General features: G+C 61.6%; 12 protein-coding genes. 11 read left to right on the top strand and 1 reads right to left on the bottom strand.

Annotated features, from left to right (window positions below; genetic code table 11):
- The first annotated feature begins 4 nt into the window (after positions 1-4).
- Genes AC1Q61_RS16255 through AC1Q61_RS16220 form a run of 8 tightly spaced genes read left to right on the top strand, consistent with a single transcriptional unit; the run spans position 5 to position 8,158 of the window.
- Positions 5-499, top strand: a complete 495-nt coding sequence (locus tag AC1Q61_RS16255; RefSeq protein ID WP_003942183.1) for a hydrogenase maturation protease — start codon at positions 5-7, stop codon at positions 497-499.
- Positions 500-502: 3 nt separating this feature from the next.
- The gene (locus AC1Q61_RS16250; protein ID WP_042450715.1) at positions 503-790 is read left to right on the top strand and encodes a HypC/HybG/HupF family hydrogenase formation chaperone; all 288 of its coding nucleotides are present in this window, start codon (positions 503-505) and stop codon (positions 788-790) included.
- A complete protein-coding gene (hypF, locus tag AC1Q61_RS16245) occupies positions 787-3,075 on the top strand; it encodes a carbamoyltransferase HypF (protein WP_050655148.1) in 2,289 nt (762 codons plus the stop codon). Before AC1Q61_RS16250 ends, hypF begins: the two co-directional genes overlap by 4 nt.
- A gap of 16 nt (positions 3,076-3,091) precedes the next feature.
- Positions 3,092-3,391 (top strand): HypC/HybG/HupF family hydrogenase formation chaperone, encoded by a 300-nt coding sequence (locus AC1Q61_RS16240; RefSeq protein ID WP_003942168.1) that lies wholly within the window; start codon positions 3,092-3,094, stop codon positions 3,389-3,391.
- Positions 3,388-4,500: a hydrogenase formation protein HypD gene (gene hypD, locus AC1Q61_RS16235; RefSeq protein ID WP_042450712.1), complete on the top strand. Its 1,113-nt coding sequence runs from the start codon at positions 3,388-3,390 to the stop codon at positions 4,498-4,500. Before AC1Q61_RS16240 ends, hypD begins: the two co-directional genes overlap by 4 nt.
- Positions 4,490-5,560: a hydrogenase expression/formation protein HypE gene (gene hypE / locus AC1Q61_RS16230; RefSeq protein WP_042922576.1), complete on the top strand. Its 1,071-nt coding sequence runs from the start codon at positions 4,490-4,492 to the stop codon at positions 5,558-5,560. Before hypD ends, hypE begins: the two co-directional genes overlap by 11 nt.
- Positions 5,560-6,309 (top strand): DUF6390 family protein, encoded by a 750-nt coding sequence (locus AC1Q61_RS16225; RefSeq protein ID WP_042922579.1) that lies wholly within the window; start codon positions 5,560-5,562, stop codon positions 6,307-6,309. The genes hypE and AC1Q61_RS16225 overlap by 1 nt, the downstream gene beginning before the upstream one ends.
- Positions 6,310-6,340: 31 nt before the next feature.
- Positions 6,341-8,158 (top strand): ABC transporter ATP-binding protein/permease, encoded by a 1,818-nt coding sequence (locus AC1Q61_RS16220; RefSeq protein WP_081557759.1) that lies wholly within the window; start codon positions 6,341-6,343, stop codon positions 8,156-8,158.
- Between the two features lie 82 nt (positions 8,159-8,240).
- Here the strand turns inward: AC1Q61_RS16220 and AC1Q61_RS16215 are convergent, their stop codons facing one another.
- Positions 8,241-10,034 (bottom strand): ATP-binding protein, encoded by a 1,794-nt coding sequence (locus AC1Q61_RS16215; RefSeq protein ID WP_252194384.1) that lies wholly within the window; start codon positions 10,032-10,034, stop codon positions 8,241-8,243.
- Between the two features lie 764 nt (positions 10,035-10,798).
- Here AC1Q61_RS16215 and AC1Q61_RS16210 point away from each other — a divergent pair.
- From AC1Q61_RS16210 to AC1Q61_RS16200, 3 genes are all read left to right on the top strand, one after another.
- On the top strand, positions 10,799-12,463 hold the full coding sequence (locus AC1Q61_RS16210; protein WP_162113608.1) for an alpha/beta hydrolase: 1,665 nt from the start codon (positions 10,799-10,801) through the stop codon (positions 12,461-12,463).
- Between the two features lie 103 nt (positions 12,464-12,566).
- The gene (locus AC1Q61_RS16205; RefSeq protein WP_042922580.1) at positions 12,567-13,994 is read left to right on the top strand and encodes a hypothetical protein; all 1,428 of its coding nucleotides are present in this window, start codon (positions 12,567-12,569) and stop codon (positions 13,992-13,994) included.
- Positions 13,995-14,307: 313 nt separating this feature from the next.
- Complete coding sequence (locus tag AC1Q61_RS16200; protein ID WP_042922581.1) at positions 14,308-14,970, top strand: GAP family protein; 663 nt, start codon at positions 14,308-14,310, stop codon at positions 14,968-14,970.
- Positions 14,971-14,994: the final 24 nt, after the last annotated feature.

Genomic DNA, 14,994 nt, shown 5'->3' with positions numbered 1-14,994 from the left:
CGCTGTGCGCGTGCTGATTGCAGGTGTCGGAAACATTTTTCTCGAAGACGACGGATTCGGCCCCGAAGTTGTTCGGGCGCTGCAGCATGAGAATCTCCCATCGGGAGCTCGCCTGGTCGACTACGGGATTCGGGGCGTGCATCTGGCGTACGACTTGTTGGAGTCGTGGGACGCCCTGGTCCTGATCGATGCCTTACCGGCGACCGGAGTTCCGGGCAAGCTCGCGATCATCGAAGTGGACCCCGAAAGTGAAGGCCCGCAAGGAGGTTTCGACGCGCACTCGATGCATCCGAGTTCGGTGTTTGCCAGCCTGCAGGCCCTCGGCGGAACACTCCCGCGGACGTTCGTGGTGGGGGCACATGCGAAATCGATCGGCGACGGAATCGGATTGAGTGCGGAGATGCGTGATTCGGTAGGGCAAGCCGCTTCGGCGGTGCTGGCACTCGTCCGGTCCATCGACGTGGACTGTGATGCCACCACACTGGGGCCGGAGGTGTGAGTCATGTGTCTGGGGATTCCGGGACGGGTACGCGAACTACTGGACGGATACGGCGGTCAACTCGCTCTCGTCGACGTGGAGGGGGCACCACGCAAGGTCAACATCGGAATGCTCGACGAAGGCACCGTCACTGCAGGTGACTGGGTGGTGATCCACATGGGCTTTGCAGTCGAGAAGGTCGACGAGCAGGAAGCTCGCCACGCTCGGGCCGGCCTCGAACTGATGGGCCGTGGTGGCCACGACGGTGAGATAGTCGACTCCGATACTGGTAACGGCGAGGTCGGGACATGAAGATCGCCTGCCGTGTCATCGTTCGTGGCGTAGTCCAGGGGGTGGGCTTCCGGCCGTTCGTCCATGCGACCGCCACCGAACTGGGACTGTCGGGTTCGGTGGGAAATTCTGCTCTCGGTGTCGTGATCGACGTCGAAGGCGACGGAGAGACAATCGATGCATTTGTCGCTCGGGTGCGAAACCGCCCCCCACCGCTGGCACGGGTGGAGTCGGTAGAGCGCGAGGACTCGCGGCCGGTTGGTCGTGAGGGGTTTCGCATAGTCGAGACGGATGCGGGGTCGGTCGGGCGAACCTTGGCGCCGGCGGATGTCGGGATCTGCGACGACTGCCTCCGGGAACTGACTGATCCGAGCGATCGGCGATATCGTCATCCATTCATCACCTGCACCAACTGCGGTCCGCGATTCACGATCATCGAATCGCTGCCCTACGACCGGGCCGCTACGACGATGAAGCGATTCCCGTTGTGCGCGAACTGTGCGGCGGAGTACGTGGATCCCGCCGACCGCCGGTTTCATGCGCAACCGATTGCCTGCCCGCAGTGCGGTCCAACGCTATCGTTCGTGGAAGGGGACGCGCCCGCCGTGACCGGTGAGGGTGCACTGCTACGAGCCCGATCCCTACTGCGAGACGGGAAGATTCTTGCTGTCAAGGGAATCGGAGGATTTCACCTGGCTTGTGATGCCCGCGACGACCGCGCGGTTCACGAGTTGCGTGAACGCAAGCATCGAGCAAGCAAGCCGTTGGCGGTGATGGTGCGCGATGTGCCAGAAGCCAGAGAGTTGGGTGTGGTCGGTGATGCCGAGGCTGATGCCATGTCCTCGCGCGAGCGCCCGATTGTGCTGGTTGCCAAAGCGTCTGGATACGCGCTTTCCCCCTTGATTGCCCCCGGCATTCCGGATATCGGAATCATGCTGGCCTACAACCCGATTCAGCATCTTCTTCTAGGTTTGGCCGGAGAAGAGGCGGGCCCAGCGGTGTTGGTCATGACATCGGCGAACATCGGCGGTGAGCCGATTCTGTACTCCGACAACGATCTCGAACGATTGGGTGACCTGGCCGACGGGGTATTGACCCACAACCGTCCGATCTTGATGCCGTGTGACGACTCGGTGATGCGAATAGTCGGCAGTGGAAGACAGTTGCTTCGTCGCTCGCGCGGATATGCTCCGCTGCCCGTCACCGCGCCGTTCGACGTACCGCCTACCTTGGCGGTCGGGGCCGACCTGAAGAACACCTTCTGTCTTGCCGAGGACGGATATGTGTGGCCGAGTCAGCACATCGGAGACATGGGCGACCTCGCTGTCATCGACAGTTTTGCTGCGTCGGAGAGTCACTTCGAATCGATCACAGGGGTGGTGCCGCACCAGATCGCCTGTGACGAGCATCCTCGGTATCGCTCGTCCTCGTGGGCTCGCAGTCGTAGTGGTGACCGACCGGTGCGCATCGTCGGGCATCACCACGCACATGTGGCTTCCGTGATGGGGGAGAACGGCCGGGACGGGAGCGAACCAGTTCTCGGAATAGCGTTCGACGGCACCGGCTACGGGGCGGACGGCGCAGTGTGGGGAGGGGAACTACTGCTGGCGACGTACAAGGGTTATCGCCGTCTCGCGCATCTGGGATACGTACTGCTGCCCGGTGGCGATGCCGGAGTGGAACGGCCGTACCGAATGGCGCTCGCCCACCTGTGGCATGCCGGGTTGGACTGGGAATCCGACCTCGCGCCCGTGGCAGCCTGTCCGCCCCGAGAGCAGTCGGTCCTACTTCACCAGATGGAAACCGGTTTCGGGTGCGTGGACACCTCCAGCATGGGGCGGTTGTTCGACGCAGTCTCCTCGCTGACCGGGGTCCGACAGAGGGTCGACTACGAAGCGCAGGCTGCCATCGAGTTGGAGGGGGTGTCGAGGGGAGTCGACAGCGCCGGTTCGCGGTACACCTTCGATTGGACGCAGTCGGACGACGATTCGTGGACAGCAGATCCGCGGTCGGTCATTCGGGCTGTTGTCCGCGATCTCCGGGAGAAGTTGCCCGCTGAAGTGATCGGCGCCCGTTTCCACGAATCCGTAGCGCACCTGGTGCTCGAGTGGGCAATTCGTGGCCGGGAACTGGCGGGAGTGGACGAGGTAGTACTCACCGGAGGTGTCTTTCAGAACCCTCTACTGCTCGTTCGGGCGTGTGCTCTGCTCTCAGACGCTGGATTCACGCCGTTGACAGGACTGGAGTTGCCGCCGAACGACGGCGGTCTCGCCTACGGCCAAGTGCTGGTGGGGAGTTCGTCATGAGGTCAGGAGTTGTGTCATGTGCCTAGCCGTACCGGGACGTATCGAGTCCCTGGAGGAACGCGACGGAACGACGATGTCGGTGGTGAACTTCGGTGGCGTCCGAAAAGAAGTGTGCCTCGAGTACATTCCGGGCGCCCAAGTCGGCGAGTACGTCGTGGTGCACGTCGGATTTGCCATCCAGCGACTCGACGAGGAATCCGCTCGCAGCACGCTGGCGGAATTCGAGCACCTCGGCGTACTCGAAGAGGAATTCGGTGACGGGTTCGAAAGGGCTGCCCGGGCCGCGGGGATCGAACCGAAGGAGACGGAATCATGAAATATCTGGACGAGTTCTCCGATCCGGAACTGGCCGGCAAACTGCTGGATCAGATCCGTGCGCTGGCCACACGGCGATGGGCGATCATGGAAGTGTGTGGTGGTCAGACACATTCGATCATCAGACACGGCATCGATCAATTACTTCCCCAACAGATCGAGATGATCCACGGACCCGGATGCCCGGTCTGTGTCACCCCGCTCGAGATCATCGACAAAGCTCTCGAAATCGCGGCAAGACCCGATGTCATTTTCTGCTCCTTCGGGGACATGTTGCGAGTTCCGGGGAGTTCGTCGGATCTGTTCCGCATCAAGAGCGCCGGCGGTGACGTGCGGGTGGTGTACTCACCGTTGGATGCACTGACTATCGCCAAGGAGAATCCGGACCGGCAAGTGGTGTTCTTCGGGATCGGATTCGAGACCACCGCGCCGGCCAACGCCATGACCGTCTATCAGGCCAATCGCCTGGGTATCGAGAACTTCTCGCTACTCGTCTCGCACGTTCTGGTCCCGCCGGCGATGGCCGCGATCATGGATTCGCCAGAGTGCCGCGTGCAGGCATTTCTGGCGGCCGGGCATGTGTGCAGTGTGATGGGAACGTCGGAGTACCCGGCGCTGGCCGAGAAGTACAAGGTCCCGATCGTCGTCACCGGATTCGAGCCGCTGGATCTGCTGGAGGGCATCCGAAAGACGGTGCTGCAGTTGGAATCGGGTCGATACGAGGTCGAAAATGCCTACGCCCGTGCCGTCACCGCGCAGGGCAACACCGCAGCGAAAGCGATGCTCGAGGATGTGTTCGCCGTGTCGGACCGGACGTGGCGCGGCATCGGATCGATCCCGGACAGCGGTTGGCAGCTGGCACCGAAGTATGCGTATTTTGATGCCGAAGAGCGTTTTTCGGTGACCGATATCCACACTGACGAGTCGAGCGTCTGCCGTTCCGGAGAAGTGTTGCAAGGTTTGATCAAGCCACACGAGTGCAGTGCCTTCGGGAAGGAATGCACTCCGCGGAATCCGCTCGGTGCCACGATGGTGTCGTCCGAGGGGGCGTGCGCCGCGTACTACCTGTACCGGCGCCTGGAACTTCAGGAGGCGGGTCATGCCGGCTGAGGAGACCGCTGTCGTGGACTTGTCGGCGTGGGTCTGCCCACTGCCGCTGCGTGATTCGCCGAACATCGTCATGGGGCACGGCGGTGGAGGAGCGATGTCCGCCGAGCTCATCGAGCACCTGTTCCTGCCCTCGTTCGGAAGCGCTGCCGATGCAGAACTCGGTGACTCGGCCGTATTCGACGTCGGTGGGGTGCGGCTCGCGTTCTCGACCGACTCGTATGTCGTCAAACCCATGGTGTTTCCCGGCGGAACGATCGGCGATCTCGCTGTCAACGGAACGGTGAACGACCTGGCGATGGTGGGAGCGCAGCCATTGGTGATGTCGACGGCATTCATCCTGGAAGAAGGGACGGCACTGACCGACATCGCGGGAATCGCGAAGGCGCTCGGTGAGGCCGCGCACGTTGCCGGCGTTCGGCTGGTGACAGGTGATACCAAGGTCGTCGATGCCGGTCACGGCGACGGAGTCTTCATCAACACCGCAGGAATCGGGATTGTCGCAGACGGGGTGGACATCAGCCCCACTCGCGCACAAGTGGGTGACGTCGTGATCGTCAGCGGCGACATCGGCGTTCACGGCGTGGCCGTGATGAGTTGTCGCGAAGGTCTCGAATTCGGGACCGAAGTGCGCAGTGATTGTGCGGCCCTGAACGGCGTGGTGGCCGACATGATTGCCACCGGTGTCGACATCCACGTCCTGCGCGACCCTACGCGGGGCGGAGTCGCCGCGACCCTCAACGAGATCTCTCAGGCGTCGAACATCGGGGTTGCGCTGGTGGAGCGAGATCTGCCGATTCCCGCTGACGTGCGCGACGCCTGTGGGCTACTCGGCTTGGATCCGTTGTACGTCGCAAACGAGGGCAAGTTGATCGCTTTCGTTCCACGCGAAGATGCCGCCCTGGTTCTGGAAGCGATGCACGGCAATCCACTGAGTGTGGGAGCCGCCGTGATCGGGGAGTGTGTGGCCGAACATCGCACAATGGTGGTGGCGCGTACGGCATTGGGAGGCAATCGGGTAGTGGATCTGCCGGCAGGTGAACAACTCCCGCGGATCTGCTGATGACTGCCGTCGGTATGAACGGGCCGGCATTGTTTGCCCGCTACGCGTATCCGCCGAACGAGTTGGGTTACTGCGGACCCGACGATCCTTCAGTGCTGCTTCGTCTGGCCAGCGGCAACTCGGGCAGCGGCGACCGTGATCGCGCTCGTCAATTCGACGGTGCGTGGCCGTACCTCGAGGCATTGGCTGTAGGAGCGGGCATCGACGACCCTCTGGATTCGCGAGTGATCGAAGCCTATTGGGTGGGAGGTGATCTCCTCGACTCTCTCGATTCGGGGAAGTTGTTGCAGCACCTGAGAAAAGCATTCGGTGAACGCGAGAACACCGGGTTCCTCCCCGTCCTCGGGGGTCGGGACCGCGCGCTCGCGCACCACAGTTTTCACGTATTTCTGGTGTATCCGTGGGTCAAGCTTCTTCGGAAGCGCGGTGCGGTCCCACTGTCCGTCCTCCAGAACTGCCGGATCAGATGGGGAGTGGTCGAGGACGTCGGCGAGGAGCATGCATTGGTGGTTTCGTCCCCGCTCGAGTTCGACGGTGAGCAACTCGCACGCGGCCGACCGGCAACGCAGAGAGTGCGGTGGAGGGTCGAGGGCAACGCGCTTGCGGCGATGCCCGTCCCCGGCGCTGTGGTGACGATGCACTGGGATTGGGTGTGCGACAGGATAACGGCAGAGCAATCACGTGCATTGGATGCCGCGGAAGACTCGGGATTGCGGATCGCGAACCGAATGCTGTCGACCGATATGTGATCGTCAGTTCCCCTCCAGGACGGAGGCTACGGTGAATTGGGGTAGCGCGGTAACGGACAGCGCACTGTGGTTGGCAGAGGCATATGCGATCACGGTAGCGGTTCTCGTCGTCACCGCGCTGCTGCTAGCTCGGTATACCCGCTGGGGCAACCAGTTTCGGCGAATGGCTTGGCCCTACTTCGATCCCCGGCGCACCGTCATTCCGCTGTCGATTCTCGCGTTACTGCTGCTGCTCACGATATTCGGTGTCCGCGTGACGGTGTTGTTCTCGTACTGGTACAAGGATTTCTACGACGCCATTCAGAACCTCGACGAAACCGCTTTCTGGCACTACCTGCGAGTGTTCGCGATATTGGCCGCAGTCCACGTCGCTAGCTCACTCGTCGTCTACCTGGTGGGCCAAACACTCGATATCAATTGGCGCAGTTGGCTCAATGACACATTGACCGACGATTGGCTCGACGGCCGCGCCTACTATCGCGGAAACTTCCTGGAGAACCCCGTCGACAATCCGGACCAACGTATTCAGGCAGACATCACCGCATTCGCGACGTCGTCCCGCACGTTGTCCATGGGCGCCGTCGCCGCAATGGTGTCGATCGTCAGCTTCACCAAGATCCTGTGGGATCTGTCCGGGCCGTTGACTGTTTTCGGTGCCGAGATTCCGCGAGCGATGATCTTTCTCGTCTACATCTACGTGTTGGTGACCACGGCACTCGCATTCTGGATCGGCCGGCCTTTGATCATGCTGAACTTCTTGAACGAGAAACTCGGCGCCACCTTCCGGTACGCGTTGGTTCGACTACGGGAGTACGGCGAAAGCATCGCCTTCTATCGCGGAGAGAACGTCGAACGACGCACGCTCGGACTACGTTTTGCTGCAGTGATCCGCAATATGTGGGCGATCGTCTTCCGGACGCTCAAGTTCAGTGGCTTCAATCTGGCAGTGGATCAGACAGCGGTGGTGTTTCCGTTTCTGGTCCAGGGATCTCGATTGTTCAGCGGGCAGATCACTTTCGGCGACGTGATGCAAACTGCTCAAGCATTCGGCCAGGTGCACAATTCGTTGTCGTTCTTTCGAGAGTCCTATAGCGATTTTGCAAGTTTCCGGGCCACACTGATCCGTTTGACCGGGCTCGCCGATGCCGATCGTCGTGCCCGCGCACTTCCCGTGCTCGACGCGTTCTCCGCTGGCAGTCATTTGGTTGTTCGGGGACTCGACGTGCGCACGCCGGTTGGTGAGGCGTTGATCTCCGAACTCGACATGTCACTGGGGCCCGGCGATGCACTGCTGGTGAAGGGTCCGTCGGGTAGCGGCAAAACCACGCTGCTCCGCAGCATCGCGCAGTTGTGGCCGTACACAAACGGTTCCGTGACCACCCCGGTCGGAGACGTCCTGTTCCTCTCACAACGGCCATACCTACCATTGGGTTCTCTGCGCGCGGGTTTGGCATATCCGGACCAGTTGCCCTCAGGTCAGCCGAACACCGGGCGCTCGGACTTCGACGACCGCAGGCTCCACGACGCGCTCGCCGAGGTGCATCTCGCACATTTGATCGGTCGGCTCGACGAGCCGGCTGATTGGACTCGAATTCTGTCGCCGGGCGAACAACAACGGTTGGCGTTCGCCCGAGTCCTCCTGATCCGACCGCGAACCGCATTTCTCGACGAGGCGACATCCGGAATCGACGAAGGCCTCGAGTACACGCTCTACGACATCCTTCGCCGTGAACTGCCCGACAGCATCATTGTCAGCGTCGGGCATCGCAGCACTCTCGACGTTTTTCACAATCGACAACTCGAACTGCGCGGTGCAGGACACTGGACTCTCGCTGATCACGAAGGCTGAGAAAACTTTCGACGGTCGGATTCTTGCGACAGGATTCGGCCGGGTTACCCGCCGCGCCGCGATCGATCGAAGACACCGACCGTCACGAGGTCGAAGGGTTGCGGAAGTCGTTTGTGCGCTGGAGCACCCAGGCCGCAATCCTGGTGCGCGAGCCGTACCCCAGTTTGTTCAGTATGTGATCGACGTGGCCGTCGACAGTGCGCTGAGAAATGACCAGCTTGTCCGCGATTGCTCGGTTTGTCAGGCCCTGTGCGACGAGTTCGGCCACCTGCTGCTCCCGCGGAGTCAGCACTTCGTCAGCCGCCGATTTCGGTGATCCACCGGGCGGTTGCTCTCTCAGCGCGCGGGCCGCTGCGTCGTCGAGAGTCAGAGCTCGTCCATGATCGAATGCTGTTTGAAACACCCTGTCTCCGATCCGGTTACGAGCCTCGGTCACGCTGTTTTCGTGGTACGGGACCATGCTCCTGAAGGTGTCCATCGGGCTGCCCGTGGCGGTGAACAGCGTGTCGGCAGCTCCCATCAGTGTGGCTGCCAGCTTTGCGTCCCGGTCGACAAGCGTCCACGCGATTTCCTCGAGGCACCATGCACATCCGAACTGGTTACCCAGCCCTCGAAGCAATCGGAGAGAATCTTCGAGTAGCTCGATACCGCGAGCGTGGTTGCCATGACGCCACAGGGCGGATCCGTAGTCCGACATCGTCATCGACCGCCACAAGATTTCGCCGCGCGATTCGGTGAGGGCCAACTCCTCCTCGTAAATGCTTGCAGCCCGGTCAGTTTCGCCGAGTGCGTCGACGACGAAGGCGAACCAGTAGAGCGCGGGTACCAGACGGGCGATGTCGTCGTTTGCCCGGAATGCTGCGACAGCCTGCTCCAGGTACTCGGCGCCGCGCACGAGATCGCCGTCGGCGACCGCGACGAATCCGAGCGTGTACCGCGCCAGTATGCGACCGTCGTCGTTCCGCTGCATCTCGGCCTGTCGCCGAGCCTCTTCGGCAATGCTTGTCGCCGAAGCGATATCTCGTTGGAGGGCTGCCAGCAGTGCGCCTGTCGCGGCGGCCTCGACTACCGCCTCACCGAGAGTGCCCTCGGTCAGTTCGGGCACCTCGGCCAGGGCGCGACCCAACCAGTAGCGACCTTCGTTGAATCGACCACGTGCAAGCCAGTAATCATGCAAGGCACTTGCGGTACGCAATGTGGCTTCGACCGAGTCGGGTTCGGTCAGACCGAATTCCAACGCGGTGCGCACGTTGGGTAAGTCGCGGTCGATCCGCGTCATCCAATCGATTTGGTGCGGCCCCGTCCAGTCGACTCCGGCGCGGAAGACGAGTTGCCTGAACCACTCACTGTGCCTGCGCTGCAGCGAGACCCACTCGTCGACTGACACCAGTTCACGCCCGTAGTCGCGAAGAGTCTCGAGTAGGCGGTAGCGGACGTACGAGCCGTTTTGTTCACGGATGAGGATCGACTTGTCGACAAGGGACATCACGAGATCGCCCAAGTCGTCGTTCTGTGCTTCGTCGGCGAGAATTCCTTCGACGGACCCGAGATCGAAGCTACCCGCAAATACGCTCGAGTTCGCCCACAACGACTTCTCCGGCGGCGTACACAGATCGAAGCTCCAGTCGATACTCTGTGCAAGCGTTTGTTGACGCGCTGGAGCGTTCCGGCTGCCCCGCGTCAGCAGTTGGAAGCGGTCGTCGAGTTTTTGCAGGATCTGATCGACCGACATCGCCCTCAGTCGGGCAGCCGCCAACTCGATCGGCAGCGGTAGTCCTTCCAACCGGCGGACGATCTTCTCCACAGCCGCGCTGTTCTCGCTGGTGATGCGGAAGTCCGTCACGGAGGAATGTGCCCGCTGCTCGAACAGCATCATCGCATCACCATCACGGGTGTCGGTTGGCGACGGCGCCTCGGTGGGAAATCGCAGAGGCGGCACCCGTAATACCATCTCGCCGGGAATGTCGAGCGGTTCTCGGCTGGTCGCCAGAAGTGCCAATCGGGCACAGCACCGGAGAAGTTCGGCGGCGGTGTCGGCAACCCAGCCGATGAGGTGTTCGCAATTGTCCAGAACAAGCAGGACACGTTCGTCGACGAGACGGCCGATCAGTACCGATCGCGGTGACCGCGTAGATCGGTCTTGTACTCCGAGTGCGGCAAGAATCGTCTGATCGAGAAGTGCCGGCTCCCGCAGTTCGCTGAAGTCGACGAACCAGACGCCCCCGGGAACGCACGGGAGGAATCATCGGCGGCACGGAGCGCCAAGCGGGTTTTGCCGACCCCACCCAGGCCCGTAAGGGTCATAAGCCGGTAGTCCGACAGCAGGCGTCGGACTTCTTTGGCCTCGGACCGACGACCGACGAAACTGCTCAGTTCGATCGGTAGGTTTCCTCGTTTTGCCGCCATGAGAATCGCGCCGAATTTGTACGTGCTGAGTGGATTGACCCCACACAGTGTACGCGGAATCGCGTGTGTGAAATCTGTCAACGCACCACCGGTGTTCGCCCGTGATTGCCGTTGGGCCGAAGCTTTTCGGTGCATGACGCGGAATAGCGAACACTTTCCACCGACGTAGTTCGCGCCTCATTCGAAAGGGATGAGAGGCGCATTTCATCTTTCTGGCGCACTTACGATTCGGGCATGAAACGTGTGTGGGAAGGTGTGCGGCGCTACGGCAAGACGCTGCACTCGGTCGGGTTGTCGTTCGGTCTGGTGTTTTTCGTCCTCTCGATGAGCCCGTCCCTCTTACCGCGCGCGTGGTACCTGCAGGGCGTGGCAACCGGTATTTCCGTCGCCACCGGGTACGGCATCGGTGTGAGCGTGGCGTGGATGATCCGCAAATGCGGAGTCGAACCGACATGGTCGGACCGGACCAAGCGGATCGGTTGGGCCGTACTCGCCGTACTGGCAGTGATATTGGTGCCTCTTTTTCTGATCTTGGGTTCGTGGTGGCAGCAGATCGTCCGTGATCTGGTCGAGGCGCCTCGCGTGAACCGGGCGAACTATCTTCTGGTGCTGCTGGTTTCGCTAGTGGTGTGGTTGATCTTGCTGGAGGCGGGTCGCGGTCTGCGGCATCTCACCAGAGGACTCGCTGCCGTTGCTCTGCGGTTTGTTCCCAAGGAAGCAGCGAAAGTCGCGAGCTTGGTCGTCGTCTTCGCGTTGGCGATCTTCGTCGTCAACGGTGCCCTCTACAACGGGCTCATCGCTTTTGCGAACTGGAGTTTCTCCGGCGCGGACAACGACACGCCCGATGGTATCGACCAGCCTCTGATCGCCGAACGCAGTGGTTCACCCATGTCTGCGGAGGCATGGGATTCGCTGGGCAAGGAGGGTCGCACTTTCGTGGGTAGCGGGCCGTCTGCGGTGCAGATTTCCGCGCTGACCGGCCGGGACGCGAAGCAACCCATCCGCGTGTACGCCGGCCGTGAGTCGTCGGATTCCGTCGACGGTGTCGCGCAGCGGGTCGTCAACGAACTCGAGCGCACCGGCGGCTTCGACCGTGCCGTCCTGGCAGTAGTGACCACCACCGGCCGCGGCTGGGTGAACGACGACGTGGCGTCCGCTTTCGAATACGTCCAGGGCGGCGATACCGCCATCGCGGCGATGCAGTACTCGTTCCTTCCCAGCCCTTTGGCATTCATCGCCGATCGCGAAACCCCGATGGCCGCAGGCCGGGCGCTGTTCAACTCTGTCTATGCGAAGTGGATCGATCTGCCGCTCGACAAGCGCCCCAAGCTTGTCGTTTTCGGCGAGAGCCTCGGATCGTACGGGGGACAGGCCGCGTTCGCGGGAGCACAGGACATGGCGACGCGGGTGGATGGGGCGTTGTGGTCGGGGACTCCGAACTTCACCGCTCAATGGCAGGAGATCACCAGCAGTCGTGACTCCGGCTCACGGGAAGCCGTGCCGGTGATCGACGACGGGCAGTCGATTCGTTTCGCTGCCTATCCGGAGGATCTCGAACTGGATGCGCCGTGGAACGACTCACGCGTCGTGTACTGGCAGCACGCCAGCGACCCAATTGTCTGGTGGTCTTTCGACCTGCTTCTGAACAAGCCGGACTGGCTTGCCGAGCCTCTCGGCCGTGATGTCGATCCGGGAATGACGTGGATACCGTTCGTGACATTCTGGCAGGTGACACTCGACATGGTCTTCTCGGCGGACGTTCCGCCAGGTCACGGGCACAACTACGGTGCCGACGCGGCGGACATGTGGGCGCGGATCCTGCACCCCGACAACTGGTCTCAGTCGGACACCGACGCGATTCGCGGCGCTCTGACGAACGACTTTCAACCCACCAAGTAGTAGTGCGGAGTGCGGACCTCGTGACGGTCTCTCGTCGTTGGACCGGGAGTACTCGCTCTAGATCGTTCTATCACTGTTTGTCAGCTATCTAACAAGGAGCGCGATGCATTCATCAAGAACACTCGTAGCTGCGGTGGCGCTGAGCGCGATCACTGTATTTGCCGGGGCTGGGTCCGCGGTTGCCGCGCCGGCGGTCGGATCTGTCGATTTCGGTTCGTCGAGCGGATCCGGATCAGGAACCGGTTCGGCTAGCGGATCCGAATCTGGTTCTGTCGATTTCGGATCCGGCGGACCGGACGTCGAGCATCCGGTGTCGACCTGCTTCTGGTCCGTGCCGATCAATCCCGAGCGCGCGGACCCACAGCTCAACTACGCCTTTCCTGACCCTGCGGCGATTTACTGGGCTGCGCAGTTCACAATCCCCGAGAACGCCGAGTTGGTTATCCGAGGGCAGTATGCGCATGCGCGCTATCAGTCGTTGAACTCGTACAACGCAGCAACCGCGATGCCGACCGCCGTCCTCAATGACATTTCGACAGCTCCCGACGCAGGTTCGCGCAACACCTATCTTCCCGGTGCCGATCGATCGAACGAAAGTGCCAGGTCGTACACGGCTTCCGTCCTCAACGAGGCCTCGCCTGCTGAGCCGAAACCCAACACCTTGTATGCCGGTGTGCCAGGTCAGGACCGGATAAGCCTGCTTTATCGCATCTACCTGCCGGACAACGGGCGTGATCTCACCGGCGGCGTTGGACTGCCGGAGCCAGAGCTGCACCTTTCGGGTGGTCAGGTGTTGCGCGGGCAGGATCTGTGTTCAGCGGTCGGTGCGGACAACGGAATCTTGAAGCCGGCTTCGCTGCCGCTGGACACGTACAAGGCATTGCGTGACCAACCGGGCAAGCCTGCGACATTCCCTTCCGAGCAGACACCAGTCTGGCGGGCGTACTACAGCGCCGAGTTCACGCTCGGCTGTACCTATCTCGGCAAATGCGATGGCACACCCCAGCGGGTGGGCGGGCAGTACTCCAACATCGACAACAGCTACGTCACCGCCGAAGTCAACCGTGGGTTCGGCGAAGTTCTAGTACTTCGGGGAGAGCTGCCGAGGACTCCGAAGACGACAGGCGGCGCAAAGAATCTCGACAGCGCAGTCGACATGCGGTTCTGGTCGATGTGCAGCAATGAATCGCTGGCAACGACGAAGGTAGCGACGTGTCTGTTCGACGAGCAGATGGCCACTGATGCGGATGGTCGCTACACGATTGTCGCGTCGCTCCCTGAAGACCGACCCGCAAACGCTACGAAGGAATGCGGGGTGTCATGGCTTTCGCTCTCGCCGGCCGGTGACGGCGCAGGGCACCCCGACGATTCCCTCTTGATCATGCGGAACATGCTGCCGGCCAAGGACTTCAGCCACGCTGCACACGACACCAAGACGCCCGGTGACGAGAAGGCAGTGATGGGAGAGTATCTGCCGGACGGGCAATATACGTCCAAGCTCGCGTTCGAGGGCAGTGGCTGCGCGAAGTAACCCGTCCCTACGCGTGAGGTCACTACTCGAGATTGTGTCTGGTGATCCTCCTCGATGATGTCGGCTGCGCTCTGCTGCGAGCGCAGCCGACACACCGTTGACCAAGTCTTTTCGCGATCTTCGGTGGGGAATCGGGGCCTGCGGTTCAGGCACTCATCCCTTTCGAATGAGGCATCAACTACGCAGGCGCTCGCAGTGTCAGCATTGTCGCGCAGCGGTATCAGCTGTGCTCTGTTGTCCGTCGTGGCGGACAGGGGCGGCTTTTCTCGCCTACCGCCTATCCTGCTTGCCGCAATCAGAAATGAGTTTTGACATGGGTTCCGTTGTCGGAGAACTTCTCCCATTGGCCGTCGGTGTCGCCGTGTCGCCGGTGGCCGTCATCGCCACCATCTTGATGTTGCTCTCCAAGCGAGCGGGTAGCACCAGCGCCGGGTTCGCGGTGGGCTGGTTACTCGGAATCTTCATCGCTACAGTTCTTTTCGTCATCTTGTCCAGTGCCGTCAGCACGTCAGACGACGGACCGTCCGCCACGGTTTCGTGGATCAAACTAGCTCTCGGTGTCCTCCTGTTGGCCGTCGGGGTCAAGCAGTGGCGGGGGCGCAGCGGCGAGCACGAAACACCGAAGTGGATGCAAGCCGTCGACGAGATGACCGCGGTCAAGGGATTGGGCCTTGGATTCGCGCTCGCCGCGATCAACCCGAAGAACCTGCTCATGTGCATCGCGGCCGGAGTGTCGATCGGCTCGGCGTCGTTGGCGACCAGCGGAGCGATCACCTCGATTCTCGTATTCACGGTCATCGCCAGTTCAACTGTCGCGATCCCGGTCATCGGATACCTGGTGGCTGCTGATCGCCTGCGAAAGCCATTGGCCAATCTCAAAGTCTGGCTCGAGGACAACAACACCACGGTGATGAGTGTGTTGATCTTGGTCGTCGGAGTTGTTCTGATCGGCAAGGGAATTGGCGGAATCTTCTGATACCCGCTCTTTCGCGTGGTGTGA

It is taken from the genome of Rhodococcus sp. MPR-R1B (assembly GCF_058793255.1).
Note: the sequence above shows the minus strand (reverse complement) of the source record. Positions and strands in the feature narration are given on the sequence as shown.

Bases quoted from the DNA above. Each gene is read 5' to 3' on its own strand.
- hypD (WP_042450712.1), top strand. From the start codon at position 3,388: ATGAAATATCTGGACGAGTTCTCCGATCCGGAACTGGCCGGCAAACTG.
- AC1Q61_RS16215 (WP_252194384.1), bottom strand. From the start codon at position 10,034: ATGATGCTGTTCGAGCAGCGGGCACATTCCTCCGTGACGGACTTCCGC.
- AC1Q61_RS16210 (WP_162113608.1), top strand. From the start codon at position 10,799: ATGAAACGTGTGTGGGAAGGTGTGCGGCGCTACGGCAAGACGCTGCAC.
- AC1Q61_RS16200 (WP_042922581.1), top strand. From the start codon at position 14,308: ATGGGTTCCGTTGTCGGAGAACTTCTCCCATTGGCCGTCGGTGTCGCC.
- AC1Q61_RS16225 (WP_042922579.1), top strand. From the start codon at position 5,560: ATGACTGCCGTCGGTATGAACGGGCCGGCATTGTTTGCCCGCTACGCG.
- AC1Q61_RS16250 (WP_042450715.1), top strand. From the start codon at position 503: ATGTGTCTGGGGATTCCGGGACGGGTACGCGAACTACTGGACGGATAC.
- AC1Q61_RS16205 (WP_042922580.1), top strand. From the start codon at position 12,567: ATGCATTCATCAAGAACACTCGTAGCTGCGGTGGCGCTGAGCGCGATC.
- hypF (WP_050655148.1), top strand. From the start codon at position 787: ATGAAGATCGCCTGCCGTGTCATCGTTCGTGGCGTAGTCCAGGGGGTG.
- hypE (WP_042922576.1), top strand. From the start codon at position 4,490: ATGCCGGCTGAGGAGACCGCTGTCGTGGACTTGTCGGCGTGGGTCTGC.
- AC1Q61_RS16240 (WP_003942168.1), top strand. From the start codon at position 3,092: ATGTGCCTAGCCGTACCGGGACGTATCGAGTCCCTGGAGGAACGCGAC.